This is a genomic window from Polynucleobacter sp. MWH-UH23A, assembly GCF_040409805.1.
Classification (GTDB): Bacteria; Pseudomonadota; Gammaproteobacteria; order Burkholderiales; family Burkholderiaceae; genus Polynucleobacter.
Genome location: NZ_CP099572.1, coordinates 1,096,079 through 1,122,396 on the forward strand (window position 1 = coordinate 1,096,079; position 26,318 = coordinate 1,122,396).

Consider the following 26,318-nt stretch of genomic DNA (forward strand, 5'->3'; position numbering starts at 1 on the left):
TTTACTGAACTCCATTTAAGGCATAGTCAAAGATCTCGTAGCTCTTTAAAGTTCCAGAAGCTGCTTTTAATTTATATGCATTATTCATGGGCTTATTAATGATGATAGGCACCTTTGCCTCGGACGTTCCACCATGTGTTCTCAAACGATGACCTTCTAGACCCTTCAAGTCATGATTGGCTGCTGATGAGCCAATACAAACATCAGCTCTTGAGACCACCACTACATCCGCCTCTCGATCGGCCGGCAATTCAAAAAGCTTGCAGGCGCTATCTTTATCGAGCACTTGCTCAATTCCATCTACCCCGGCGATTGCTTCCATAATTTGCTTTGGGCTCGCCTTACCTCTACACCACACCCTTACAAATCCACCTAATGCACCATGATGCCCAACATAAGCATCTGTAATAGGGCAAATAACTTGTGCATCACCTTTACCGAATTTGGCATCTAGAATATCTTGCAACCAAATTACATTAGGCTTACCAGCATCATTGGATTTGTCATTCATGCCATGATCGGCAGTCAAGGCAATCGTTGCGCCCAATGCGGCTAATTCCCCAAAACATTCATCTATTTGCTCATAAAAGATCCTTGCACCACTCTCATTCGGAGCAAATTTATGCTGCACCCAATCGGTTAAGGACAAATACATCAGATCTGGACGATCACGCTTCAATAACTGAATTCCGGCCTTAAGAACAAATAAAGACAAATCCATGGAGTATATATCGGGCTGTGGCATTCCCACTAAATCGAGTACATTTTCAATTCCGTTTTCAGCCATGGTGCAACTGCCAGAAAACTCTGAAGAAAAGGAGATGCTGCCATTGGTCAGATCCAAATTTTTGCCAAGCTGCTTACGTAATTTATCTTTGGCGGTAATTGAAACCACTTTGGCGCCAGCCTGGGCAAACTTAGACAAAATCGTATCGCCCCGCAATAAATCAGGGCCAGTCATGACAACCGGCTCCCAAGTCTTGGTATCAAGATAATAATTACCTGAAATGCCATGCTTAGATGCCGGCGTACCAGTAATAATCGACATATTGTTAGGACAGGTAAAGCTAGGCATAGTGCCATCAGCAATAACACTAAAACCTTCTTGAATAAACTTGGCAATATTGGGTATGCAGCCTTCGGCTAAAAATTGCTTTAGGTATGCGGGGTCTCCTCCATCAATACATACCACTACCGTTGGCGCTGTTGGCCAAGCATATTTTTTATTATTCACTTCGACTGGTTTATGCATAGTGGATTGACTCATTTTTGCCTCTTTTCATTATTTTCTTTAAGCACTTCATACAAACGTTTCTTACTATCCATGACGTGATCAAACAGCAGTTTCTCAGCTACAAGAGCATCCCTTGCTTCAATCGCCTTCACAATTTGCTCGTGATTTTTTGTGGAGATCTGAATATTAGAAATATTCTTTTCTAAAGTAGCCCTACGGAATAAAGTCAGTTCGTTGGTAACACGACGATAGTTCATGACCAATGCTGGGTTATGGGCAGCTAATGCTAAGATTTCGTGAAAGGCAATGTTTAAGGGGAAATAGGCAACAACATCATTTTTAGCTGCTGCTAATTTCATCTCCTTAATAATTTCCTTTAATTTTTTTAGCTGTTGTTTGGTAATGCGCTCTGCCGCCAATCTACCAATAAGTCCATCTAAGGCGGCGCGAACTTCATATATATGGCCTGCTTCATCTACAGAAATTTGACGCACCGACATACCGCGATTTTTTTCATTCACCACTAAGCCGGCTTGCTCTAATGATCGCAATGCTTCACGCACGGGCCCTCTAGAGACTCTTAATTGATTAGCAATCCCCGCCTCAGTGAGCTTTTCGCCAGATGCGAGTTCCCCAGAGATGATTTGCCGTTCGATTTCACGTTCAACCAAATTACTCAGGGAATGCTCCCGCAATAGCTCCAAAGCACTTTGTTGTGTGCCTGAACCAATATTTTCCTCTGTTTTCATCGCATTTTTGCCCTTAATCCGTTGACCCATTACATCATTTATATGGTAGATTGTCAACAATCTACAAAATAAGTATCATTAATCAAACTGTCACATACGGCTGTTAGCCTCAAAAATTTATTGGGAGATTGGGATGAAATTAGTTTCATTGTGGAAAAAGTCTGGGGCTCTGCTAGTAGCTAGCTATGCAGTCCTCTTGCTTACTCAACCAGCATTTGCGCAAAACATTTGGCCCAATAAACCCATCAAGCTCATCGTCCCATTCCCGCCAGGTGGTGGTACGGACACTTTTGCTAGGCCGCTAGCCGCGCAACTTTCAAAAGAATTAGGTCAGCAAGTTGTAGTCGACAATAAAGGTGGTGCTGGCGGAACAATTGGCGCTGCTATTGCAGCCAAATCCCCTTCTGATGGCTACACCATATTTATGGGAGCAGTTCATCACACAGTTGCTGAGAGCATTTATAAAAACCTACCCTATAACTTAGAAAAGGAACTCATTCCAATTCGTGGAGTCGCTTTTGTGCCCGATGTTTTAGTAGTGAACAATAAATTACCTGTTCAAAACGTCAGAGAACTTATTCAATATTCAAAAAATAATCCTGGAAAAGTGAACTATGGATCCTCTGGCAATGGGACCACAAGACATTTGGCAGGAGAAATATTTAATAAACTCACTGGCGCTTCTTTAGTGCACGTACCTTATAAAGGATCAGGCCCTGCAATGACAGCACTTATTGGAGGAGAAGTCGATCTAATTTTTGAAGGGCTGGGAAGCGCTGCATCTTATATTCGCGCAGGCACCATTAGACCTTTGGCAGTGACTTCACCAAAAAGGTCAACTGCTTTTCCTGACATTCCAACAATGGCAGAAGCTGGTGTGCCTGGATTTGAATCCATTTCTTGGTACGGTTTTTGGGTTCCTGCAGGCACGCCACAAGCAATACAGGATAAGATTTTCTCAGCAACAACAAGCGCACTTAACTCTCCCGAAATTAAAACCCTTTGGGCCAATCAAGGCGCTGATATTGGGCCAAATACTCAGAAATTATTCGCTCAATATGTAAAAGATGAAACTGAAAAATGGGGAAAAGTGGCCAAGTCCGCAAACGTTTCAATAGATTAGCTATCCGTTACTTAAAGTAACGCTCAAATAAAAAGCCACTCCGAAGAGTGGCTTTTTTTCTGGTGGGGCAACCAAGACTTGAACCTGGTATTAAAGGAGGTTTAGGGTAGTCTTCTGCACATCTTAGATCAAAGACACTTTTAGATGAAGGCAAAACGTTATTTAAAGTAACACTAAAAAATTCTAACTTTCACAGCTTTCATATCCCCCTAGAATGGATGTTAATCCTACCAAGGTAAACTAAAAGTTTTCACGTTAGTAAAGCTCTTTATAGCCTCTTGCACGCCCTCCTTATAGCCTAACCCCGAGTCTTTTATGCCTCCAAAAGGAGTGAGCTCTAATCTGTATCCGGGAACTTCTCTAATATTCACGGATCCTACCTGCAATTCAGAAATAAACTTAGTAATGTAATCAAGTCTATTTGTACACACAGCAGAAGACAATCCAAAGGAAGTGCTATTAACCAAAAGAATCGCATCATCAATGGTTTTAAATCTAATTACCGGAGATACTGGGCCAAATGTCTCGTTTTTAACTACACTCATTTCGGGCTTCACATAATCCAATACAGTTGGAGAAAATAACGCTCCCTCCCTAACGTTACCAAGTAATAATTTTGCGCCCGCTTCAATTGCCTCATTTACTCTAGTCTGAAAAAGAATGGCCGCCTCTTCGTCAATTACTGTACCCATATCAACACTTGGATCCATTGGATCTCCATATGTCCAAGCCTTAGATTTCTTAACTAAAAGCTCAACAAATCGATCAGCAACTGTTTCCTGCACCAGTATTCTTTTAATAGCAGTGCATCTTTGGCCTGAATTTTTATAGGATCCATTAACAGCAAGGGTTGCCGCCTCCTCAAGATCGGCGTCCTCCATTACAATCAGCGGATCATTCCCACCTAACTCAAGAACCATTCTTTTATATCCAGCAATCCCTGCGATTCTCTTGCCAATTTCTACACCGCCCGTAAAAGTAACTAAATCGACATCTGGATGAGTAATTAATCTATTTGCAATTTCACCAGGATCCCCATTTAATACCTGCAACATCTCAGGCGGTAACCCAGCCTCATATAAAACATCAGCAAAAAAATATGCGGAAAGTGGTGTCTTTTCAGATGGCTTTAATACCATACGATTTCCCGTTGCAATTGATGGAGCAACCTTATGCGCCACCTGATTCATTGGATGATTAAAAGGGGTGATAGCAGTAATAACCCCTATCAAAGGATCTCTTTGCGTAAAGACTCTACGCTTTTTTCCATGAGGAGTTAAATCACACCAAAACGCTTGACCATCATCTTTTAGGGTTTCAGATGCTGAGAAATTTAAAACATCTGACACTCTTCCTATCTCATATAAGGAGTCCTTCTTACATAAACCTGCCTCAAGAGTAATTAAATCTGACGCCTCATCTTTTCGCTGATCCAAAATCTTTGCCGCACACTTGAGTATTTCAGCCCTTTGAAATCTTGTTAATGTGCACTTGTAGGACTTAGCAAATGCGATTGCCTTATCAACTTCCGGAATGCTGGCCTTGGGCACTGTTCCAATTAACTTATTATTAAATGGATTAATAACATTAATTACGCGATCGCTTGAGATTTTTTTACCTTCAATACGCATAGCTTCCGAAAGGATGGGCATGTTCATATCAATACCTAAAAAAGATTATTTAAATTAAGCGCGAGGCTCCAAAGAATTTAATGAAATATCTAAGATGTCAAAATTTCTTAAATGGCTGTTTGGTTTTTGAATAAGCCTCCGATTAAAGAGCAACGGAACAGTCTGCTCTGAGATCCCGCCATGTGAGCGCAAAGGAGCGTCCAGCCCAGATAAATCATGTCGAGACTCGCTGGTGCCTAAAACAACTGATTTATCCGAGACAATAACTAAATCACCAACGCGATCGTTAGGCAACTCAAAGAGTGAGCAGGCCTCTGAGTTATTTAAGACTTTTGAAATGCCTGGTGTGGCCTTAAGTTTTTCAACAAGTTCATTTTTTAGATCATTGGATATATAAATAGTTGCATAAGACCCCAATGCACCGTGATGGACAACATACGGATCTGTAATTGGCAGAATAACTCTGGCATTATCCTTGCCTACAACCTGATCAGCCAAGTCTTGCAAATAGATAACATTTGGCTTACCTTCTGAATTTGTTTTTGCATTCATGCCATGGTCAGCGGTAATCGCTATTGTTACCCCAAGTTTATCGAGCTTAGAAAGATAACTATCCATCATGATATAAAAATCATTTGCGCCATCAGTGCCCGGCGCATATTTGTGTTGTATGTAATCAGTTGTAGATAGATACATTAAGTCAGGACGCACCGACTCCATAATCTTTACGCCTGCTGCAAAAACAAACTCAGACAGATCAGCACTGTAGACTGATGGGAGCGGCATCCCGATCATCTCTAGTACGCCTGTGATTCCATTTTCATCAACGGTGCACTGATCCGCTTTTTCTGAGGAAAAACAGATCCCCCCAACTATCTGGTGACCAAGTAATTTTCGCAATTTATCTTTGGCAGTAATCACGGCAACCTTAGCGCCCTCATGTGAAAATTTAGCCAGCACAGTCTCAGCGCGTAAGTATTTGACCTCGTTCATCATTACCTCTTCCTTAAGGTCAGGATCAAAGAAGAAATTTCCACAAATCCCATGAACGCTTGGAGGTCGTCCAGTAACGATAGAGAGATTGTTGGGATTTGTAAATGAAGGCACGACACAATCGCCTTTATAGGCATTCCCATCTTTTAAGATCTTCTCAAGAAATGGCGTTTTTCCCGTTTTAACAACTTCAGTTAGATAATCATATTCACATCCATCAACACAAACTACTACCAGCGGCTCTTTCATCCATTGATATGTTCTTCCATTAACTTCAAGTGCCTTCATAATCATCCCTTAAGTAATCATTTATCAATTTAGTTAATTGCATTAATTAATTTAATTAGCGCCGATAAAATTTTTTCCTCGAACACCGTCTAATGCCTTCAAAATCATCTGATCAGCTTCAGTGCTTGCAACTCCATAATCTCCAAAATCTGTTTTAACACCAAGCTTTTTCAAGAAGTCCATTAGGACCTGTGGAGCCTGAGAGTTGTCGCAGTCAAAAATTTCATTTAAGACTTGATCACGCTCCTGGCTACATCCAATTGCTTTCTTCAGAACCATTGGCAAAGTAAAAGAGCATGCTATTCCATGAGGAACGCCATACTGCAATGTCATGTCATATGAAATTGAGTGCGCTAATGCTGTTTTCGTATTTGAAAATGCCATACCAGCTTTTAAAGCAGCGAGCGCCATATCAGAACGCAATTGGATGTTATGCTGATCGGCCATTAATCTTGGCAAGATATTCATCACACCTTTTGCAGCAGAAACGCCAAAAGTATCAGAAATCGGGTTCGCATTTCTATTCCAAATTGACTCTAATGCATGCGATAAAGCATCAAGACCGCTTTGCAGAGTAACACTTGCAGGAAGACTCAACATTAATTGAGGGTCAACAATTGCAGCCTCTGGCCAGGTCTCCGGAAGATGCAGTGAGTATTTCTTCCCATTAGCTTTATCCCAAATAGTTGCCCATGGAGTCACCTCACTTCCTGTACCAGCCGTTGTTGGAATAGCAACTAATGATTTGGTAGCATGAGGTTTAAATAAAGCACCTTTTGACAGCAGCTCAATTAGTTCATCAAATTTTCCGGATTGAGTGCCAACCATAAAAGACTTGGCAGTATCAATAGCGCTACCACCCCCCAATGCAAGAATGACATCTGTCTTCGCATGCTTTGCCCAGAAATTTTGGTAACTATCACTTAAGGTAGATACATCTGGATTTGGAAAAACGTTTTCTTCAACTCCAACTAGTTGCGCACCTAAAAGCTGCTCTATTTTTTCGATCAATCCAAATTGCCTTGCCTCAGGAAATGTAACTAAAAAGGCAGTTCTGCCATTCAATATTTTCTTTAGATTATTGAGAGTACCAGCACCAAAATGAACATGGACTGGATTATGATATTGATATTGCATATCTATACTCCTTAGCTTCTTGCGCCATGTTGAATCCATGCTCGTAATTTATTAGAGGTGTAATCAGCAAGCATCACCATTGCAATAATTACAACAATACAAGTGGCTGTATCTTGATACTGGAATAGTTTCATGCTTCCCACTAATTCAAATCCAATACCACCAGCTCCAACCATGCCAAGAACAGTAGCCTGACGTAAATTGGTTTCAAATCGGTATAAACATACAGCTATCCAAGCTGTTACCACCTGAGGAATAACACCAAAGATGATTACTTGAATAGGTCCAGCACCAGTAGATCGTAGCGCCTCAATTGGACCTTGATCAATTTCCTCTATCGACTCTGCAAAAAATTTACCCAACATCCCTGCGCCATGAATTGCCAAAGCAATTACCCCAGCAAATGGACCTAATCCAACAGCAGCCACAAAAACTAAAGCAAGAATAATTTCGTTAATGCCTCGAGTAATATTTAAAATTTGGCGCACCAAATGAAATACAAATGCATTTGGCGATATGTTACGAGCAGCTAAAAAACATAGCGGGGTTGCCATGACCATTGCCAACAAAGTTCCCCAAATGGCAATTTGTATAGTTTCTAACGCAGGTGTAACTAATTTTTCCGCAAACGCCCAATTTGGGGGAAGCATTCTACCTAGAAAATCAAGGACCCAAGGGCCACCTTTGACGAGTTCAGCCACACTTAATTGACTACCACGGGCAGCCCACATTAAAGTCATAACTGCTAATGGGATAGTTATTAAGTAGCTCCACCACCCCATAGAACCCGAAGGTTTATTTAATAACAGGCTATAGCGACTAAATATCATCTTTTATCCTAAAATAATCTTTAAAAATCAGGCTGCGAAAGACTGCTCTTCTTCTGATTCGCCATCTGGATATATAAGTTGCAAGATATCCTCGGTCAAGCCTTCAGGAGGACCGTCATACACTATCCTTCCAGCTGAAACACCAACAATCCTCTGTGCAAATTCTTTCGCATAATCAACCTGATGAAGATTGCAGATCACTGTGATACCCAGCTCATCACTTGCTTGCTTTAAGTAATTCAAAACTGTTCGAGAAGTTTTTGGATCCAAACTCGCCACCGGCTCATCCGCTAGGATAACTTTAGGGTTTTGAGCCAAAGCACGAGCTATACCCACACGCTGCTTTTGACCTCCGGATAATGTATCAGTCCGTAATTTAGCCTTATCAACTAGCTCCACCCTTCGAAGACATTGTCTTGCTATGTCAATATCTGCCTTTGGGAAAATTTGAAACCAAGACAAAATTGAGGGCATTGAACCAAGTCGGCCCGTTAAAACATTTTTTAAGACTGTTAAACGAGGCACTACGTTGTAGTGCTGAAAAATCATTGCGACATTACAGCGTAACTTTCGCAAACTAGATGAATCAGATGAAGATATTTGCCCACAAACAGTAATTTCACCGCTAGTTGGCTCTGCCAGTCTATTGATGCATCTGAGCAAAGTCGATTTACCGGCACCCGAAGGCCCCAAGACAACCAAGAACTCTCCTTGTGCAACTGATAAATTTATATCTGAAAGTGCTGTGAAAGATCCATAGCGCTTTGTTAAGCCTTGAATTTTGATCATTTCATTGTCTTCAAATCAAGGTTGAGGATTTTGGCTGTCTCGCGAATGATGTTATAGGCAGCATCATTTGTCGGATGAAATCCGTTGAGCGTCCCTTGATCAGACCAAGGAATATCTTTAACCTCTAAAAATGCTGCTTGAATACGTTTTTTCAAATCCGGTGGTAAATCTTTACGCCATACAGTTGGAGACTCGGGAATTGGATCTGACTTCCAAATAATGACAATGTCTTCTTGCTTAACGATGCCCTTACTAATCGCTGCATCAAGAATTCTGTCGGCAACTGCTGCTGCGTCAACCTTCTTGTTTTGAACTGCAATTGCACTGGAATCATGTGAGCCAGAAAAAATCACCCTACCAAAATCTTTATCTGGATTAAACCCTGCCTTAATTAACCCGGCCTTTGGAAATAAATGTCCTGACGTAGAACTTGGATCGACAAAAGCGAATGTTTTCCCCTTCAAATCAGCAACGGATTTGATTCCACTATCCTTATTGGTAATGATTACACTTTGATATGAGGTTCTACCTGCCTTTTTTGTCTCAGCAACAGCAAATGCTTCGATTGGCGCCTGGGTTGTTCCTAAAACATATGAAAAAGGCCCAAGATATGCGACATCAAGGCGCTTTGAGCGAAGTGCCTCAATGACACCGTTGTAGTCTGCCGCCACAAAAGGTTTAACTGGCATACCTAGCGCTGCAGATAGCTTATCCATCATTGGCTTGCTTTGCGCAATCATTGCTCGAGAATCCTCCGAAGGTATCAAGCCAATGGTCAACTCTGTTTGCTGGGCATAAGAAGGTCCTACCCCCATAAGCAATGCAGCCAACAACAAACTCCGGAACATACAACGAAGTAAATTTGCAACTTTCATCATTTATCTCCCCATGTAATCTATAAAAATAGTGAGCGACATTTATTTCAGGTTTTGCTTGCTATTGATGAACTCTATAAGGTAAAAATATATAGAACAAATTCATTTATTTGTGTAAGAGTATTGAAAAAAACTATAGTTATATTGCTGCAATACAGCATCTAAACGGGGAATTAACTGATGAGACTTACGCAATTACGCTCCTTTCATGCCGTGGCGAGGGCAGGCAGCTTTACTGGGGGCGCTAAACTCCTTCACATCAGTCAACCCACCGTTACAACCCAAGTACGATTTTTGGAAGAGGTATATGGCGTTGAATTATTTGCAAGGAATGGGCACACCGTAAAACTCACACTTCTTGGTGAAAGACTTTATGCCTTAACACAAAAAATTTTCGCACTAGAGGATGAAGTAATACATTTTCTTAAAGACGCAGGGGAACTAAGAACGGGGCAACTTCTAGTTGGCGCTGTTGGACCATTTCACGTTACCGAGATGCTAACAAGTTTTAATAAAATTTTTCCAGAGATCAAGGTGACGGTTCAAATAGGAAATTCAGAATCCGTTCTGAATATGCTAAAAAATTATGAATCAGATGTTGCGGTATTAGCACAATTTACGGATGACAAAACGTTTTATTCGAAACCATACAGCACCAATCCAATTGTACTTTTCGCGAATAAAAATCATCGATTTGCAAAAATGAAATCTATTAAAATTAGTGAACTTAATAATGAGCCAATGATTCTTCGCGAGGAGGGCTCTACAACACGAAAAGCTTTCGATGAAATTTGTAGAAAAAAGAAGACTTCGCCAAAAATAATGATGGAAATAGGAAGTAGAGAAGCTATACGTGAAGCCGTTATTAAAGGAATTGGTGTAAGCGTTGTGTCTGAGTTTGAATACATACCTGACCCAAGGATATGCAAAATTCCATTTTCAGATGTAGAAATATTTACTCATGCTCATGTAGTTTGCTTAAAGGATAGAAAAGAGGCGCGGCTCGTAAGGGCATTTCTAGATATTGTCTCCACCCTACAAGATAATCAGGCATTAAAAGTATGACTTGGCAGGTTATTTTGGCTGTTCTGGCTGGCGCAATGCTTCATGCAGGATGGAATGTTTCCGTTAAATCAAGCGAAGATAAGACTCTTGAAACTGGATTAATACATTTATTTTGTTCAATTATTGCCATTCCAGCTGCATTTTATTTCGGCGCTCCTCCCATAGAGTGTTGGCCATATTTACTTGCTTCAGTGACTATTCATCTCGGCTATTACTTCACTCTTGCAAATGCATATCATCACGGTGATCTTGGTTTAGCCTACCCACTTATGAGAGGCACGGCACCACTATTTGTTGCGATAGGGTCCTACTTTTTAATACCCGACAGCGATCTTAGTCCCCTTGGATGGGGTGGGGTTCTATTAATCTGTATTGGCGTTATTCTGATGGGGATATCAGCGGGACTAACAAAGCATAGGCATGCAATTTCAGCTGCGATATTAAATGCGGTAATTATTTCTGCTTATACCCTTGCAGATGCAACAGGCATACGCCTTTCAAATAACCCACCACAATATATAGCATCTCTATTTGCGCTTGATGGATGGATATTCTGTATCTGGGTATTCTTACTAAAAAGAAAAACAGCGCTTGAGTATGCAAAACAACGATGGCTTCACGCTGCTGGAGGCGCATCTGCTTCAATTACTTCATATTCTATTGCGTTATGGGCCATGACCGTAGCTCCAGTTGCGGCTATTGCCGCACTAAGGGAAACCTCGGTTCTATTTGCAACGCTATTTGGTGTGTGGTTTTTAAATGAGCATCTAACAAAAAAACGCTTAATCAGTATTTTTATTATCGTCGCAGGTGCAATGGCAATTCGATTTTCGTCCTAAAATTTTAAAGAGTAAGAAATCATTTTTATTCTGGAGAATTAATTGAAATACGGCTTGATAAAAAACTTGTTCTTGCAATCACTCAAGTAGAGTTTCTTTATCTATCACTATGTCATAGCACATACTCAAAAGTTGATTGACCAGAAAAATCTATCAAACTTATTATTCCATTTCCTCCCGGAGGTGACATGCTTTTCTAGTGAGCCAACTAGCGCTTGAACCTGGGACCAAAGGATTCTGGTTTGTGTAGCTCTCACTACTCCCTGGACTTTGGCAATATCGCCAACCTACTGAATGCTGTTTATCGGTCCCATGCAAATTTCTGCTTTTTAAGCGTGGCTTGTTATAGTCGCGCCGTCGGCTTCAAGAAGAAATCAATTGCCAACGCAACCACTGGCGGCTCGATATGGTGCGGGCCTCTGAATTCGAAGGAGGTTACGTCATAACCTGCAGCCTTAAGTTTGGCTACATGGGGACGTGCACTAGTTTCAATTGATAGCTGCTCGTCCTCCAAACCATGAGCGATGAAAATGCGGGGTGTACCATTTTGTTGAAAGACTGACATGAAGCCTGCGGAAAATGCGATCACGTGACTAACGACGTCGCCATTGGTCACGCCTAATGACAGCGCATAGCTGCCTCCGTCTGAGAATCCAGCAAATCCCAAGTGGGATGGATTGATATAAAAATGTGACGCCACTTCGTACAACGCTTTGTCCAGCCGTTCTAGATCTGGGCCGTTACCACCCACGACCAAGTCCCAAGTCGGAAACTGAGACTGCGGCAGCAAAAGCAAAAAGCCATACTGATACACATAGTCAATCACGAATGGCAGCACCTTGTCGGCGCTGCCACCGGCACCATGAAACATTACTAGCAGAGGAACTAGAACTCCAGGCTGCAGGCCGTCCGGCACGATCAATACAGCGTCGCGCTCGCTCGCAATACCCAGGTCGTGACGACCAGCAGGTAAGGCTTGCTTGTCAGGTATGGTGCCGGATCGAAAACTGAGACGACCAAGCAGCGAATCCCCCAGGAAAGACGTGTCAAACATTGTCATCTTAGAGAGAATTACCGATGCTGCGGAAAGCCGAGCACTGAGAAAAAGCCTCCTCGCTAAGCAACAAATTCCTGCCCTTGCAAAACTTGAGTGTCAGCTTGAGCAACTCTTTGATATCGCGGCCGCTAGCATCTGCGTAGGTTGTTACTAAGCGCTCAACCAGGTCATCGGGCAGTTCGGTGTTGAACTGCTGCGCTAGTGATTTCCAAAGTTGTTTCGCCTGCTCTTGTGTCGGCGTCTCAAACTGGATGATGGCGATGCAGCGCGACAAGACCGCGTCATCAATGTCGGCTACGCGGTTGGTAGTCATGAACAGCAAGCCGTTGAAGTACTCAAGGGTACGCAAAAACTCAGCCACGATCGCGTTGTGCTGCAGATCGTTATCGCGGCGGCGAATGTAAACGTCAGCCTCATCGAGCAACAGCACTGAATCCCAGCGCGCCGCGCGCCGCAGGATTTTCGAAAGGTTGGCTTCCACTGAGCTTGCCGTCACGCCGAGTTGACCAGAATGTACGCGGTATAGTGGTTTCTGGACGACCTCGGCATAGACCTCTGCTGTCAGTGTCTTGCCTAGGCCAGGAGCGCCTTTACACAGAATGGTTGTACCACCCGACTTACCCTCGACGATGTCCTCCATCAGGAAGTTACGATCAGCAGTCAAGATATCAATCAGCTCGCGATGAGCATGCGGCAGAACCAGCTTGTCACGCAATTCTGGTTTGTAACGATATACCTCAACATTTTGCACATGTACCCATACGCTGCGGTGATAATCCAAGTGGAATAGGTGTAGATAGCAATGCTGGGGAATCCGTTCAAAACCCTCGCTGATACCGCTGCTGCGCCAGAAGGTTACATCGGCGGTGGTGTCAAAGTGGCGCTCTAGCAGCTCTTCGTCATTGACGCAGCGGGCAGTTGTGCCTGCCTGCAGCCGGATGCATTCGAGTTGTGAACGTGACCCTTCACTGGATATCCAGACATTGCCAGAAACAGTAAACTGCGAACCAAACTTCGGCTGCATCTGCATGAAACGCCTTAAGTGTGTCTCATATTCGTTTTTGAATTCCGCACATTCTTTAAAGTAGCCATAACCCGTCATCAATTCGGGAATCGTGCAATCTAAAATGTCTTCAGCATAAAAGGTAATGCTATTGGTCATGCCGGTGCGCCTTAGTCTCGGATCGGTAACCGGACCCCGTTCTGCAGCCTGCAAGGTATTAGCCAGAAGGCCGATGATGACGTAAGGTGCGCCATCGACAGGCTGCACATGGCGCATAGAATGAACCAGCCAAGGCAACAACACACCGTCCTTGCCAAGCTTATATAGCCAACCATCAATCATGTCACGCGATAGCCAAGCGATCAGACCAGGGATCAGCATCTCCAAACTAGGGATTTTTCGGGCAGCTGGCGCGGCGTGAATATTGTCTAGCGCCAGCATTTGGAACATTAGCTCACGCTCATTGGTCGTTCGGCACAGGCCGTAGAGTGTGTTGAGTGAGTCGGCATCGAAAAGGTGGCTGGGCACAACACGTTTGCCTCGGGAAAGGCCGTACTCGCTCAGCCGCTTAGCAAGCAGTGAATCTTCATTGATCATTCCAAGTAGCGCATTGGCTAGGCTTTCTGGTATTTCGAATTCCATGCGTTCTTTTTACTCCTTTGACTCATTTACTAAATCATAGAAAGCTAGGTCTAAAACATGCTTGACTGCAGTCAATGGGAGTCAAAATAGGGTCCATTTCAGGCGCGGCGTACGCCAGAAGATGACTTGCCCCCACCCTATTCAGCATAAGAGGTTGCAGAAAAAGACATAAGGAACTCTATCTGTCGAAATGAAACTTGATCGTTGCTTAAAGTAACGCCCAAAAGACAAAACCCCCACCGTTACAGATGAGGGTTTGATTAAACGCTAATACTCTACTTATACCCCAAGCGCTCTACCATCGCTTCTTGGGTCATGTGCTCCAGTAATTTTTTTAGTTTGATAATCAATCACAATAGCGCCGGGATGACCAGCAAGAGGACTTTGCGCTGCAATCTCACTCATTTCATGCCCTCGCTTGGATAACTCTACAAACACCTCTTGTCCAGCATCCTTCTCCAACTTCAAAGAATCTCTAGTGTCAGAGAAAGTCTTACCTAGCAAGAAACGAGGCTTGGCTAATGCCGTCAATGGATCCATTTTGTAGTCAATCAAACGCGTTAGTACAGCCGCCAATGTTTGTGGCTGGCCATCAGCGCCTTGGGTTCCATACAAAATAGTAGGTCGACCATCTTTAATGTACATACCTGGGTTCAATGTATGAAATGGCCTCTTACCTGGCTCAAGGCGATTCTGTGATTTTGGATCCAAGGAAAATGATGCGCCACGGTTATGCCAAAGCATGCCTGTATCTCCAACTTGTACTCCACTACCCCAGTCATAGTAGACAGTTGTCAACATCGATGCGCAGTTACCGTTGCTATCAACAGCGGCAAGGTACACCGTATCACCCTGCTTATAAACATAAGGCCAAGGCATTGCTGTACTCATAGCTACTTTCTTAGCTTGCTGATCCAAATATGTATCCGAGAGCAATCTTTGCACTGGAACATCTACAAATTTAGGATCGGCAACATACTTATTGCGATCAATAAATGCCAGTTTTACTGCCTCAACTAATAAGTGATAGTAATCTGGACTGCCTTCTGGAATTTTTGACAAATCAAAGCGCTCCAGAATGCCCATAATCTCCAGCGTTGTAATAGCCTGCGTAGGAGGCTGATTACCCAACAAAGTACCGCCACGATAAGCGACACTGAGCGGAGGCTCAATTTGCGCTTGGGTTAATGCAAGATCGCGAGCCGTTAGAGGAGAGCCTGCATCCTTAAGTCCTTTTGCCAAAATGGCTGCTAACTTGCCCTCATAAAAATCACGATGACCGCGCTCGGCAATCATCTCAATTGTTTTGGCAAGTTTGGGTTGTTTAAAGATTTCCCCAACCGTAGGCACTTTGCCGTTAATCAAATAACCGGACTCAACGCCAGGTAGCGAACCCATTTCCTTTAATCTAAAGTTCAACCAAAAAACTTCGGATGGAGAAACAGGAAAACCATCTTTTGCCAATTTAATCGCTGGCGCCAATAAAGAGGACCAAGATTTTTTGCCCTTGAGATCCTTTTTGCTAATTTCATATGCTTTACCCAAGGTATCGACATAGGCGGCACTGGTTAACATTGATTTTGGCCCGCGAAATGGAATACTTCCAGAGTAGCCGCTGACATCCTGTGGTGCCTGACCAATGCCTGAGATTGTTTGCGCCTTTCCGTTTGCATCACTAATAATCATGAAGGCATCGCCGCCATATCCAGAAAAATGGGGGTATGTGACCGATAGGCAGGAAGAAATAGCAATGACCGCTTCAATGGCATTACCTCCTGACTGCAATACCTTCAGGCCAGCCTGAGTAGCTAATTCATGTGGGCTAGTTACCATTCCCTTTGATGAAACCGCCAATGCTGGCCCGGGAGCAGGTTGAGCAAATGCAAACTCCGGAATCATCGGCATCAAAGCTGCTGCGCCGGTTGCTTGAAGAAATTGACGACGATTAAATGCTAAGTGATTTAATTTTTTACTCATTTAGACCCCTATAATTTTTATGTAATACAAACTAATACTAACGATAAAGTTTTTAGTTTTATTGCCATCCTTATGTAAATTAATGGTTAGTCCTTACGCAATTTTTCAAATTATTGACCCAGATCAATCTTGTATAACGAGCTCTATTTAATTTGAATCGCTATCAAGTTGAAATGGTGTGAGGCATCATTACTAGCAAAGAATTTTGCTGACTCTTGCAAATACTTACAAATCATTTAAACTGATTTCAGTTCGTTAAATACTTGATTTTTCAAGGTTTACTCTGTTAATCCGTAGGTCCCTGGTTCGAGCCCAGGTCGAGGAGCCAAATACTAGAAGGCTTACAGGTCATTTTGCCCGTAAGCCTTTTTTTCTTGGGTTTTAGGATGTAATGACGGATGTAAGTGGGCTTTAAATATTCAACTATTACGGCTATCAAGAGTCAGGTAACCCAACAAAAGAGATTTCCGGTTACCCCGGTAATTACTTACTTTTTTACCAGTGATTTAGGGGCTGAATTCGCTTTTAGACAACTCAAAGAACCCAAGGAATTAGATTCATAAACCCATTTGCCATCTACCTGCTTTCGCGAGGCAGTTTCTGGCATCAGAACATAACAAATTACATCATCAGAAGGATCATAAAGTTTATAAATGCCTGCTCCAGGTTGACCTGCTTCAAACGTTCCAATGTATTGCATTTGATTCTTTTGATGAGGCTGATTTATTTGAGCGATTGCAATAGACGTACAAAAACTTATGAGTGCAATGCCTAATCTATAAATATTTTTCATCATTAAAAACTCACACCCAAACCGGCGCCTGCCGTATAACTCCCAGTAGACGAGCTTCCGGATACCTTAATTACCACATTTTCTGATAACCTAGCCTGTGCACCAATAGCAATTGCGCTGGCGCTAATATAATTTCCAATTCCCACCCCCACGGCAAATCTTCTATTTGTTTCTAATGCCGGAATATTTGCAACGGCACTAACCCCCGCTACTCCACGTTGAGCAATCAAGTTATTTTGATTAACCTGACTTTGTAAACTATTAACCTGACTTTGTATGCCATTTACCTGGGCTTGACTTGCGTAGCTACCCCCAGAAGCGGCAATTAACTGATTAACCTGACCTAAATTCACAGCATCAGTTAAAGCGGTAGCTGCTGCAACATTCTGCAACTTGTTATTGTTGAAACTAACAGTTGATGTTCCAATACCGCCCGCTTGGTTGCCAACAGTAACCTGTGAATTTGTAGCTGAACCAACCGTTACATTGCCAGTGGTGGTCAGAGTGCCAGCCTGCACTGCTCCTGTGGTTTGAATCGTTCCGGAGCCAGCATTCAGACTACCTACAGTTGCTGCGCCAGTAACCCCAAGTGTGTTCGTTGCAATATTGCCGGTATTAGAAATTCCATTGGTTGTTGTTAACCCACTCACACCCAGAGTACCGCCAACTGATGCATTATTGGTAATGATGGCGCTATTTAAAGTAGCTATGCCAGTGGTGCTCAGAGTACCTGTTCCAATATTTCCAGTATTGACTATACCTTGATTGGAATACAAAACACCATCTACCTGAACATTAACAGGGGTTGTCCCTACTACACCTGCATTACTAATCGTTGTGCCCCCAAGATGAATATCAGCTCCGCCAGGGGCTTGGCCATCGGTCGTGATTCGGTCATAAATACCACTAGATGCTCCATTAGCGCCAGACACTATCTGAATGGCATTCGTACCGATTGAAACTACATTATTGTTACCAACAACAGCTCCACCTACATTTAAATTTCCACCAACTGAAGCGTTGCTGACATTTATATCTGTACTACTGTTTTGCAATTGACCCAAATTGACAGCATCCGTTGATTGGGTACCCGCTGCTAAATTCGTAATCTGTCTTTGTGATCCCGTATTACCGACCGATACTGCGTTTAACCTATCTGCAACAGAGCCCACGCCCAATGCAATGGAATTAGTCGCTGTAGCACTGGACTGGGATCCTAAGGCAATAGAGTTAGTTGCAGCAGCACTAGACTGTATTCCTAAGGCAGTTGATCCACCTCCAGATGCTGTTGATATCGCACCAATTGCGATTGCACTATTACCCGAAGAATATGATCCTGTCCCCACTGCAATTGAAGAATAATTAGTAGCGTATGAACCGGTACCTACGGCAAGTGAATTATTCTGAATTGCACGTGAATTAACGCCAACTGCCACAGATCCGCTCCCAGAGGATTGTGAATTAAAGCCACTAGCCGTTGAATTAGTGCCCGATGCTGTTGAGCCCTGACCCGTTGCAGTGGAGTTAGTGCCCGATGCTGTTGAGCCCTGACCCGTTGCGGTGGAGTTATCACTGCTTGCCACAGCTTGAGCTCCAGTTGCAGTTGACAATTGACCTGTCGCCGATGATTGATAACCAGAAGATGTTGATTTTTCCTGCGTAGCTGACGCTTGTGCGCCAGTTGCTGTTGAATATTTTGCCTGCGCTTCTGCAGCGTTTCCTGTTGCCGTTGCATTTTCAAAATCTGCCTTTGAGCTCGCTCCAGTAGCTGTAGAAAAATCACCTACAGCAGAGGATGACACACCAGTTGCAGTTGAGTCCCCTCCTCGAGCAATTGACTGAGAGCCAGTTGCTGTTGAATTAAGGCCTACAGCAGAGGATGACACACCAGTTGCAGTTGTATAGTTATTAGTAGCCTGCGAATCAACACCAGTAGCAGTAGACCAATCACCAGAAGCAGTGGCATTTGTTCCAGTTGCCGTTGAATAAGCGCCCTGAGCAAAGGCGCAATTTATAGCAGATAACAAACCTATAAATAGCAGGTGATTGATGGTTTTCATACTAAAGAGCCAAATTTATTGATATCAATGGCACCTTATCAAAGGCTGTTACTAATTCCTCTCAGTTCCTCTTAAAGCCATTGAAATAATTGGCTGAGTAGCCTAAGTTTATGAAATAAACTAGCCCTATGATAAAAAGTCTTATTAAGAATAAATCCAAATATACTGTTTTTGGTCTTTTTCTTATTGTTTTAATTGGACTTATAGCTATAACAGAGACCAAGGCTAAAGATTCAAATAAATTTAGCTATGAAGTTGCCTTCTGCCAGACGAATGTTTTTATCGAGAATATTGATCAAGCGGTTAATTGCAACTATGACGCTCGATATAACCCTCTTAAAGCAGGATTTGGAGAAACCCCACGCTGGCTACGAATTCAGATTTCAACCCCAAATCCGACCAATCAATTATTTGCGATACAAGTCAGACCCTTCTTTTTACGGGAAATTAACTTTTATAGTCACGGCAATAGTGGATGGTCTATGCAAACAGCAGGCAGCCATCATCTTAATGTGTCACACAATGAAATAGGGGGTCACTTTTTTATTACTGCCCCAAATAATCAAACCCAGGGCACGTACTACATTCAGACCCAGGCAACAAGTATTGCCTCTATATCAGTTTCTGTAATTGCATGGCCAAACCCCACCCTCCAACCATCGGGGCATTTATTAGGAATTGGAGCTCAAATTGGAATATTAGGAACCATCTTCGCTTTTTCTTTGGTAAGCCTGATAGCGAATCCAACCATAGTAATGGCAAGGTTTAATGCCTACATCGCAAACCTCATTTTATGCATTTTATCTGGTAGTGGCATCCTCGCACTTTATGTTTTTAAGCAAGCGCCCTTATTCAATGAACTCTTATTTTTTACGGGCTTATGTTTGAAGTTAGGCCTCTGGGTATGGCTGGCCCAGGCTTTTTTGCGTGAATATACAACGCCACGTTGGTATAAGAGATGCTGTTGGGCCCTTTATGGTCTTGTTGCCACCTCTATAGCCCTTGGTTTTCTAGGAAAAATGGATATTGCCATTCTTCTGATTTTAATTGGCTATACGTTTACTGCTTTAGTGCAAATAATAGCGACCATTAAAACCCCGAGTGCAGGAAAGCCTTTGCAAACGGCGCTGATCACAGGGTTTGGCGTTACCTTAGCACTTATTTACCTCGCAGTTGCCTCCGTATTTTTCCCACTAGAGAGCAATAGCCAAATTCCTTTATATCTTGCGCGACTAACTGATTTTGTAAATCCTCTCGTTATGCTATCGATAATTGTCTTTCAAAATCGGCTCATTAGAAAAGAATTGGTGCAAATCAAAAATACTCTAACTGAAACACAACTTCGGGCTGAATTTGAAAGTAAGCTGCTAAAAGATCGTCGAACATTAATCGATATGCTGGCCCATGAACTAAAAAATCCACTGGCATCTATTGGTTTAGCTTCAGAGACATTAAGTCAATCTATTGCAACCAAGAACGACAATGATCAAAAGCGTTTACAAAATATTAATCATGCAATATTAAGCATGGACACCATCATAGAGCGCTGTAGCCTTATAAATGCAATTGATCAGGGTCCAATTCCACTGAACCCCTCGCTGATTAATATTTGCAGCTTTACAGAGAACCTTCTTGAAAATGCTCACTGCAAAAATCGAGTTAACTTGCTGACAGAGGGAAGTATTGAAATGCGTACTGACTCTCAATTTCTTAAAATTATCCTAACCAATCTCATTGAAAATGGCCTGAAATACTCGCCAGCAGATTCACCAGTCAGGATTACTATTCAAGAACTGATTGATGACGCCGGAACACGTATTCGGATCAGTCTAAGCAATTTCATCCAAAAAGATTTTGAGCCAGACCCAAGACTTTTATTCAAGCGATTTTATCGACACCCCTTAGCTAAGCAAACCAGAGGGTCAGGTTTAGGATTGAGTATCTGCAAAGAATTATGTAACGCTCTCAGTGGAACAATTCAATATCGACTCTTAAATAATGAAGTCACTTTCATCCTCGAGCTACCAAAATGAATCGCCCGGCTAAATTAATCAGGATTGTCATCGTCGAAGACGATGCGATATTACGAGAAGAATTGAGTCAATTTCTACAGTCTCGAAAATTCATCGTATATGAAGTAAACAACGGCATAGCCTTGAATGACCTTCTTCTGAGAGAATCCGTAGATCTCGTCATTTTGGACTTAAATTTGCCAGGTCAATCAGGCTTTGTTATTGCTAAATCAATCCGACATCAATACCCCCAGATGGGCATAGTAATGCTCACTGCACGCACAGGTTTAATTGATCGTATAAATAGCTATGAGTCAGGTGCGGATATATACCTACCTAAGCCAACCCCTGCCTTAGAGCTGTTGGCGGCCATAAATAGTCTCACTAGACGCTTTGCCGAAAATGATCTTGAGAATTGGATTTTGCACAGCCACTCAAGTCAACTCAGCCCTCCGCATGGAGCAAACAGAATTAACCTCATTGCTGCTGAATCCACGTTACTCAAAGCGCTTGCACAAGCCCCCAACCGATCGTTAGAGTCTGAAACTATCTGCGAAATTCTTTCAGAGCAATTAGCGGCGGAGCAAATGACAAAACGATCACTAGAAAATGTGATTAGCAGGTTAAGAAAGAAGCTTCAACCTATACTAGTAGGGCAAGAACGCAGAATTATTCATTCAATATGGGGGACTGGCTACCAACTTTGTCTACCAATAATCGTTGTTAATAACTAAAAGAGCACCTTTAAACTTGCTCCCACTGCGTTGTAAAGCGTTCTGTTATTAAACGGTAACTGCCTAAAGTTTTGGGTATAGGTGTATTGATTGCTTCCAATGTTGTAATTAACCCCAGCCCATACCCGATCACTAAATTGACGACTGATTTCTACCCCCCCTGAATACAGATAGGATGAGGCAGCATAACCCGTGGTCATTAAAATAGAGGGAAAGCGGGTAACGCCAACATTGAAATTGATCACGTATAGTCCGACTTGTTTGGATACCGTTCCCAGAATTGAAGGTGCACCCCCGTAACCAGCATCATTCGTAGTCTCATTAACACCAATGCTTGACTCCCAGCCATCCGAACTAATAAAAATTGCACTAGCTCCTAAGTTATAGGTACTCACACCAGCCTTAACACCTAGATTAGGCTGAACGCTTCCAAGCACTTTTAATAAAACACCGCTATTTATACTCCATAACTTAGCGCCAGAAATTACGGGATTCTTAAATCCCGGAGTTGCAGCATTGATATTTAATGGGTTGCTAATAACGGACTGTACATAAAGCTCAGAAATCCCAACTGCAAAGTTATAGGGCAACCCCATAGAAAATTTTTGCGCATAATTATTATTAATGGAATTTGCAGAATTCTTTAAAGCGGGTGAATTAATGGTGTAATTGGTTCGAATATTATCAATATTGGTATCTGACTCAATCTGATATGGCTTTAAAAAAAAGGATGGCGAATACGGTGATACTTCATCGGCAACCGCAAAGTGCATCAAACCCAATAGGAACAAGAAGGTTGCAAATTTTTTTTGGGCTGGGAGCATTTGAGATCTGTAAATTTAATAATAATTACCAGTATTATGGATGCTAGAGATCTCCTGAACCATTCTTTGGCACCCCTCTCTGGGGCAAATCCATGCACAATAATAAATTAGTAAGCTAATTCATTTTGAAAATTTGTAGTAATCCGTGGTGTATGGGGTCAGTCAGCGCTAATCGGCTTTTTTAATCCGTTGGTTGTGAGTAAAAATGTCGCCTGATACGCCAACGGATCACCAACCCAGCGAATTCAACCTCTATTTAAGTAGAGCAAGCATACGCTGGCTGATTTGACTGGAATCCCTTCTCATATCTAAAGCAGCGATAGTTATTGAGTGCTCTCGCACTCTAATTTTGTAGTCAAATTCTTCATTAGTTGCCGGGTAAAGCAAGATTCCATCTATCTTTTGGCCTGAGTTACGCGTACGTTCTGTACAGTCCAGGTAAGTGTTAAGTTGGTACAAGTGAGAGCTATGAAAAGAGCTTTTACCCCAATTGGACTGGAATGCGTCCTGATAGTACTTTGTATCTAAAATTATCTTTCGTGATGGGGAGTTTAAGGTCACATCTGTATACATATATGGGAGCAGACTTAAGTCAGTTTCATCGCCACTAGCACCCCAAGATAAACGCTCAGAGTAAACATCGTATTCAGTTTGATTTGTTTTGTAGAAGTTATATGCAAAGTCTTGAAATACTTTACGCATCTTCACTTCATCGCGGCTAAAGTCACGCATCTTTAACTCCCCCCGCTCGGCATCAGGAGATAAATGCAGATAGATTAGCTCGCAAATATTGATCAAAAAGGCATAAAATGCATTGTTCTGATGTATTTGAACTCTCTTAAAAATGGGTGCAGTTAACTTTATCAAATCAACATCACGAAAATTCTTTAATACCTTTTCAAGATCACCCCGTATAGATGAATCTATTGATGGGCTTTTTGAAAGTAAATTAATAGTTGATTTAAGAATCTGGTTGTGCAGAATGTTATGCGATAACTCATCTACAAATGTAGCAGCCTTCGCTTGCTCAAAAAGCAAACGTGAAATTGAGCCCGCAAAATCAATCCTTCCTCTTAAACTTGCTGACTCCTCGGCAAGTGCCAAATAACCCCTATCTAATCCATCTTTAAGTACGCGATTTGCACCTTTTATCAATACTCGAGCCAATAAATCTTGGGGCGTCTTTATATCGTCTATAGATGCACTTACTAGCTCCCCTTCATCCAACCTACCCCATGAGTAGCAAAGAATGAAGAATAAATTTTTTATTGGGATCATTTAATTAACAGGAGTTCAATTTCCTGATCAACTTCGCTACGCTTCTTATCAAACCAATATTCCCGCAAAAGTGGAGCAATCTCATTTCTGATTACCCCGTTGTACCAATCAGTGGAGTTTTGGACCTGGTGCGTAGGGACAAAGAAACTATGCCCAACCATGAACCCGGCTCCTAAATCTGGGGAAGCGTCAATTTTTTTGTTCAATTCACCCATTCTGGCTTGAATGACGTCAATTACTACGTGATCTACCCCCTTAGCTTCAAGCAGAGGCTTAAAGTTAGGACTTATAAAGCCGGGGGGAATATCTTTAAATACAAAACGTCTTCTTAGCGCATAGTCAACAATAGCTAGAGACCTATCAGCAGTATTCATCATGCCGAGAATATGAACATTGGCTGGAATATAAAACTTTTTCGCCACTTCATCAGAGTAAGTTAATGAAACTGCCCAATCAGGGCCACGCTTGTCTGACTCAATTAACAACATAACCTCACCAAATATCTTGCTAAGGTTGCCTCGATTAATCTCATCAATCAAAAATACATATGGTTTGCTTGGGTTCTGCAATGCCTGTTGACAAAATCTATAAAAAACACCATTACGTAACGCAAAACCGGAAGAATCCTTTTTAGGCCGAAACCCTTGAATAAAATCTTCGTAAGAGAATGATTGATGAAATTGAACGGATTGGATGCGGGTATCATCCTTGGAGCCAAGAAGAGTGTAGGCCAAGCGTTTAGCAATAAAACTTTTTCCTGTACCGGGAGGACCCTGAAGAATTAAATTCTTTTTAATCTTTATTGAATCAATCATCCCCTCAAACTCAGAACGGGAAAGCAACACTCCATTTAATGCATTATCGATACCATACTGCTCTATAGGCGCAATCGCTTGATTATTGAATTCATCAGGGGTGATGTATGGAATATTTTCCCCGGCACTCTGTCTGTATATGCGATTGAATAACTCAACAAGCTCCAATGGTGCAGCTGTTAAATATCCGCCCTGCACAAGATTTAAATCTTTGTTATAAAAAAGGCCGTTATTAGACGCAAGAATAGCCTCAAGTTCGCTTGCATAACTAAAAATTTCTTCTCTTGTTATTGGCTTATCTAAAAGCCTATAGTCTTTTAGTGCAATTCGGTAGCCAGGAAGACCTTCCCAATCCGTGCCATTCAAGCACTTAAATGTGTCATCAGCTGACTCCGTTGCTATGGAGATACCAGTGATAGCCTTGTTATCGGTGAAATGAAATATTACGTCGCCAGCCTGGACCTTCCTCATGTTTGCATAAATATCGGCCTGACGCTCACCCTTTGACTTTTGAGGTGACCATAATGCCTGACCTAGACTTTCGCTGCCATACTCTCTATCTGGACGACCCTTTACCAAGGTCTTTTCTATCCAATAATGTGAATTTGATTCGCCAGTCTTTGGGGCATCTTTAGGGTGCTCATTAGCGGTTAATTCGGGTTCAAGTTCTTCGCAAAATTCATCATATGTGACTGGAAAGTTTTTAATAGAACTTACACCCCAGTCAATAAGCTCATCCATAGACATCTTGACCCCCTCTAGCGCCGGGAGTTGTGCAGTAAACCTTTCTTCGCCACCATGTTCGTTTCTAACTAATTCCACCTTACGCCTAAGATTTAAGTCAGCCTTATCTTCATTAACGCCTAAGGTGATCCTGAAATAGATCTCGTTATTACTTGAAGTTCTGTCACTCCACAGATAGACCCAATACGAGATAACTGAAGGAGAGTCCGCTGAAGGCTCAAACGTTTGAGGAAGGTAATCCCTAAAATTCCCACGCTGATTAGTGGCAGTAACGGTCTTATCAGGATTGGTACCATTCGGAAACAACCTATCACGAATTCCTTGAGCCCAAACCTTAACGAGGCGATGAGCGTCTTTAATAATTATCTGAGCTTCGCGGTTTTCAGAAGGGACATACTTGTTACCTCTTTCGTCCACCAAATTTAACGGCTTTCCGACATTTTTCTGGTAAATGTTGATGTGATTTTCATTAAACGCACCAACCTGATCATCAATATCATCACCTGGATCACTAAAGTCAGACTCTTGGTAACTATGATCTGGAACTGCTGAAGACTTAGCTCTAGTCCACATTCCTCTCGCTACCTGCTCAATTTTCTTTTCGGCATGCAATTTAACTAAAATCTTTTTCAGCACATTGTCGGGTTTTTGCACCCCTTCAACGCCACCATTCTTCGAATGCATTTCAAGCACAGCTTTTGTTAGATCCTCTCTCCGCCAATATTTTTGAGAATCAAATAACTCCAGCACCAACTTAATGGCGTTGCTTGGCTGCAAGGGAATTCCGGAAACCTCGGTCATATAATCAACCCACAAAGTAATAACG

At 42.3% G+C, this 26,318-nt stretch carries 21 protein-coding genes; 5 read left to right on the forward strand and 16 right to left on the reverse strand.

All coding sequences use genetic code 11. From position 1 onward, the window contains the following. Window position 1: 1 nt before the first annotated feature. Window positions 2-1,267: a phosphonoacetate hydrolase gene (gene phnA, locus NHB35_RS05785; RefSeq protein ID WP_353431440.1), complete on the reverse strand. Its 1,266-nt coding sequence runs from the start codon at window positions 1,265-1,267 to the stop codon at window positions 2-4. After that, complete coding sequence (locus NHB35_RS05790; protein ID WP_353431441.1) at window positions 1,264-2,013, reverse strand: FCD domain-containing protein; 750 nt, start codon at window positions 2,011-2,013, stop codon at window positions 1,264-1,266. The genes phnA (NHB35_RS05785) and NHB35_RS05790 overlap by 4 nt, the downstream gene beginning before the upstream one ends. Window positions 2,014-2,116: 103 nt before the next feature. Here NHB35_RS05790 and NHB35_RS05795 point away from each other — a divergent pair, with 103 nt between their 5' ends. Further along, window positions 2,117-3,106, forward strand: coding sequence for a tripartite tricarboxylate transporter substrate binding protein (locus NHB35_RS05795; RefSeq protein ID WP_353431442.1), 990 nt, complete (start codon window positions 2,117-2,119; stop codon window positions 3,104-3,106). A gap of 227 nt (window positions 3,107-3,333) precedes the next feature. Here NHB35_RS05795 and phnY read toward each other — a convergent pair whose 3' ends face one another. The 6 genes from phnY to phnD form a co-directional block, all read right to left on the reverse strand. Continuing rightward, a complete protein-coding gene (phnY, locus tag NHB35_RS05800) occupies window positions 3,334-4,764 on the reverse strand; it encodes a phosphonoacetaldehyde dehydrogenase (RefSeq protein ID WP_353431443.1) in 1,431 nt (476 codons plus the stop codon). A gap of 27 nt (window positions 4,765-4,791) precedes the next feature. Then, the gene (gene phnA / locus NHB35_RS05805) at window positions 4,792-6,024 is read right to left on the reverse strand and encodes a phosphonoacetate hydrolase (protein WP_353431444.1); all 1,233 of its coding nucleotides are present in this window, start codon (window positions 6,022-6,024) and stop codon (window positions 4,792-4,794) included. Between the two features lie 45 nt (window positions 6,025-6,069). After that, window positions 6,070-7,155: an iron-containing alcohol dehydrogenase PsrA gene (gene psrA, locus NHB35_RS05810; protein WP_353431445.1), complete on the reverse strand. Its 1,086-nt coding sequence runs from the start codon at window positions 7,153-7,155 to the stop codon at window positions 6,070-6,072. Between the two features lie 11 nt (window positions 7,156-7,166). After that, window positions 7,167-7,937, reverse strand: a complete 771-nt coding sequence (gene phnE, locus NHB35_RS05815) for a phosphonate ABC transporter, permease protein PhnE (protein WP_353433406.1) — start codon at window positions 7,935-7,937, stop codon at window positions 7,167-7,169. A 75-nt stretch (window positions 7,938-8,012) separates the two neighbouring features. Next, complete coding sequence (gene phnC / locus NHB35_RS05820) at window positions 8,013-8,774, reverse strand: phosphonate ABC transporter ATP-binding protein (RefSeq protein ID WP_353431446.1); 762 nt, start codon at window positions 8,772-8,774, stop codon at window positions 8,013-8,015. After that, window positions 8,771-9,622 (reverse strand): phosphonate ABC transporter substrate-binding protein, encoded by an 852-nt coding sequence (gene phnD, locus NHB35_RS05825; protein ID WP_353433407.1) that lies wholly within the window; start codon window positions 9,620-9,622, stop codon window positions 8,771-8,773. The genes phnC and phnD overlap by 4 nt, the downstream gene beginning before the upstream one ends. A 207-nt stretch (window positions 9,623-9,829) precedes the next feature. Between phnD and NHB35_RS05830 the strand changes: the two genes are divergently transcribed. Both NHB35_RS05830 and NHB35_RS05835 read left to right on the forward strand, forming a co-directional pair. Then, on the forward strand, window positions 9,830-10,714 hold the full coding sequence (locus NHB35_RS05830) for a LysR substrate-binding domain-containing protein (RefSeq protein WP_353431447.1): 885 nt from the start codon (window positions 9,830-9,832) through the stop codon (window positions 10,712-10,714). Next, on the forward strand, window positions 10,711-11,553 hold the full coding sequence (locus NHB35_RS05835) for an EamA family transporter (RefSeq protein WP_353431448.1): 843 nt from the start codon (window positions 10,711-10,713) through the stop codon (window positions 11,551-11,553). The genes NHB35_RS05830 and NHB35_RS05835 overlap by 4 nt, the downstream gene beginning before the upstream one ends. 343 nt (window positions 11,554-11,896) lie before the next feature. On the opposite strand, the gene NHB35_RS05840 is transcribed toward NHB35_RS05835, so the two are convergent. The 5 genes from NHB35_RS05840 to NHB35_RS05860 all read right to left on the reverse strand — a co-directional run bounded on the left by NHB35_RS05840 (window position 11,897) and on the right by NHB35_RS05860 (window position 19,085). Beyond that, window positions 11,897-12,607 carry an esterase gene (locus tag NHB35_RS05840; RefSeq protein ID WP_353433408.1) on the reverse strand — a complete coding sequence of 237 codons (711 nt, stop codon included), beginning with the start codon at window positions 12,605-12,607 and terminating at the stop codon, window positions 11,897-11,899. Window positions 12,608-12,614: 7 nt separating this feature from the next. Then, the gene (locus NHB35_RS05845; RefSeq protein ID WP_353431449.1) at window positions 12,615-14,255 is read right to left on the reverse strand and encodes an AAA family ATPase; all 1,641 of its coding nucleotides are present in this window, start codon (window positions 14,253-14,255) and stop codon (window positions 12,615-12,617) included. A 279-nt stretch (window positions 14,256-14,534) separates the two neighbouring features. Further along, window positions 14,535-16,088 (reverse strand): gamma-glutamyltransferase, encoded by a 1,554-nt coding sequence (gene ggt / locus NHB35_RS05850; RefSeq protein WP_353433409.1) that lies wholly within the window; start codon window positions 16,086-16,088, stop codon window positions 14,535-14,537. 631 nt (window positions 16,089-16,719) lie between these two features. After that, window positions 16,720-17,028 (reverse strand): hypothetical protein, encoded by a 309-nt coding sequence (locus tag NHB35_RS05855; RefSeq protein ID WP_353431450.1) that lies wholly within the window; start codon window positions 17,026-17,028, stop codon window positions 16,720-16,722. After that, a complete protein-coding gene (locus NHB35_RS05860; RefSeq protein ID WP_353431451.1) occupies window positions 17,028-19,085 on the reverse strand; it encodes a YadA-like family protein in 2,058 nt (685 codons plus the stop codon). The genes NHB35_RS05855 and NHB35_RS05860 overlap by 1 nt, the downstream gene beginning before the upstream one ends. 128 nt (window positions 19,086-19,213) lie before the next feature. Between NHB35_RS05860 and NHB35_RS05865 the strand changes: the two genes are divergently transcribed. Next, window positions 19,214-21,118: an ATP-binding protein gene (locus tag NHB35_RS05865; protein ID WP_353431452.1), complete on the forward strand. Its 1,905-nt coding sequence runs from the start codon at window positions 19,214-19,216 to the stop codon at window positions 21,116-21,118. Continuing rightward, window positions 21,115-21,831: a response regulator transcription factor gene (locus NHB35_RS05870; RefSeq protein WP_353431453.1), complete on the forward strand. Its 717-nt coding sequence runs from the start codon at window positions 21,115-21,117 to the stop codon at window positions 21,829-21,831. The genes NHB35_RS05865 and NHB35_RS05870 overlap by 4 nt, the downstream gene beginning before the upstream one ends. On the opposite strand, the gene NHB35_RS05875 is transcribed toward NHB35_RS05870, so the two are convergent. The 3 genes from NHB35_RS05875 to NHB35_RS05885 all read right to left on the reverse strand — a co-directional run bounded on the left by NHB35_RS05875 (window position 21,828) and on the right by NHB35_RS05885 (window position 26,269). Beyond that, on the reverse strand, window positions 21,828-22,655 hold the full coding sequence (locus tag NHB35_RS05875) for a hypothetical protein (RefSeq protein WP_353431454.1): 828 nt from the start codon (window positions 22,653-22,655) through the stop codon (window positions 21,828-21,830). The two genes, NHB35_RS05870 and NHB35_RS05875, sit on opposite strands and share 4 nt — an antisense overlap. A gap of 252 nt (window positions 22,656-22,907) precedes the next feature. Further along, complete coding sequence (locus tag NHB35_RS05880; protein WP_353431455.1) at window positions 22,908-23,882, reverse strand: hypothetical protein; 975 nt, start codon at window positions 23,880-23,882, stop codon at window positions 22,908-22,910. Window positions 23,883-23,929: 47 nt separating this feature from the next. Beyond that, on the reverse strand, window positions 23,930-26,269 hold the full coding sequence (locus NHB35_RS05885) for an AAA family ATPase (RefSeq protein ID WP_353431456.1): 2,340 nt from the start codon (window positions 26,267-26,269) through the stop codon (window positions 23,930-23,932). Between the last annotated feature and the right edge of the window lie 49 nt (window positions 26,270-26,318).

Bases quoted from the DNA above. Each gene is read 5' to 3' on its own strand.
- phnA (WP_353431440.1), bottom strand. From the start codon at position 1,267: ATGAGTCAATCCACTATGCATAAACCAGTCGAAGTGAATAATAAAAAA.
- NHB35_RS05790 (WP_353431441.1), bottom strand. From the start codon at position 2,013: ATGGGTCAACGGATTAAGGGCAAAAATGCGATGAAAACAGAGGAAAAT.
- NHB35_RS05795 (WP_353431442.1), top strand. From the start codon at position 2,117: ATGAAATTAGTTTCATTGTGGAAAAAGTCTGGGGCTCTGCTAGTAGCT.
- phnY (WP_353431443.1), bottom strand. From the start codon at position 4,764: ATGAACATGCCCATCCTTTCGGAAGCTATGCGTATTGAAGGTAAAAAA.
- phnA (WP_353431444.1), bottom strand. From the start codon at position 6,024: ATGATTATGAAGGCACTTGAAGTTAATGGAAGAACATATCAATGGATG.
- psrA (WP_353431445.1), bottom strand. From the start codon at position 7,155: ATGCAATATCAATATCATAATCCAGTCCATGTTCATTTTGGTGCTGGT.
- phnE (WP_353433406.1), bottom strand. From the start codon at position 7,937: ATGGGGTGGTGGAGCTACTTAATAACTATCCCATTAGCAGTTATGACT.
- phnC (WP_353431446.1), bottom strand. From the start codon at position 8,774: ATGATCAAAATTCAAGGCTTAACAAAGCGCTATGGATCTTTCACAGCA.
- phnD (WP_353433407.1), bottom strand. From the start codon at position 9,622: ATGTTCCGGAGTTTGTTGTTGGCTGCATTGCTTATGGGGGTAGGACCT.
- NHB35_RS05830 (WP_353431447.1), top strand. From the start codon at position 9,830: ATGAGACTTACGCAATTACGCTCCTTTCATGCCGTGGCGAGGGCAGGC.
- NHB35_RS05835 (WP_353431448.1), top strand. From the start codon at position 10,711: ATGACTTGGCAGGTTATTTTGGCTGTTCTGGCTGGCGCAATGCTTCAT.
- NHB35_RS05840 (WP_353433408.1), bottom strand. From the start codon at position 12,607: ATGTTTGACACGTCTTTCCTGGGGGATTCGCTGCTTGGTCGTCTCAGT.
- NHB35_RS05845 (WP_353431449.1), bottom strand. From the start codon at position 14,255: ATGGAATTCGAAATACCAGAAAGCCTAGCCAATGCGCTACTTGGAATG.
- ggt (WP_353433409.1), bottom strand. From the start codon at position 16,088: ATGGTAACTAGCCCACATGAATTAGCTACTCAGGCTGGCCTGAAGGTA.
- NHB35_RS05855 (WP_353431450.1), bottom strand. From the start codon at position 17,028: ATGATGAAAAATATTTATAGATTAGGCATTGCACTCATAAGTTTTTGT.
- NHB35_RS05860 (WP_353431451.1), bottom strand. From the start codon at position 19,085: ATGAAAACCATCAATCACCTGCTATTTATAGGTTTGTTATCTGCTATA.
- NHB35_RS05865 (WP_353431452.1), top strand. From the start codon at position 19,214: ATGATAAAAAGTCTTATTAAGAATAAATCCAAATATACTGTTTTTGGT.
- NHB35_RS05870 (WP_353431453.1), top strand. From the start codon at position 21,115: ATGAATCGCCCGGCTAAATTAATCAGGATTGTCATCGTCGAAGACGAT.
- NHB35_RS05875 (WP_353431454.1), bottom strand. From the start codon at position 22,655: ATGCTCCCAGCCCAAAAAAAATTTGCAACCTTCTTGTTCCTATTGGGT.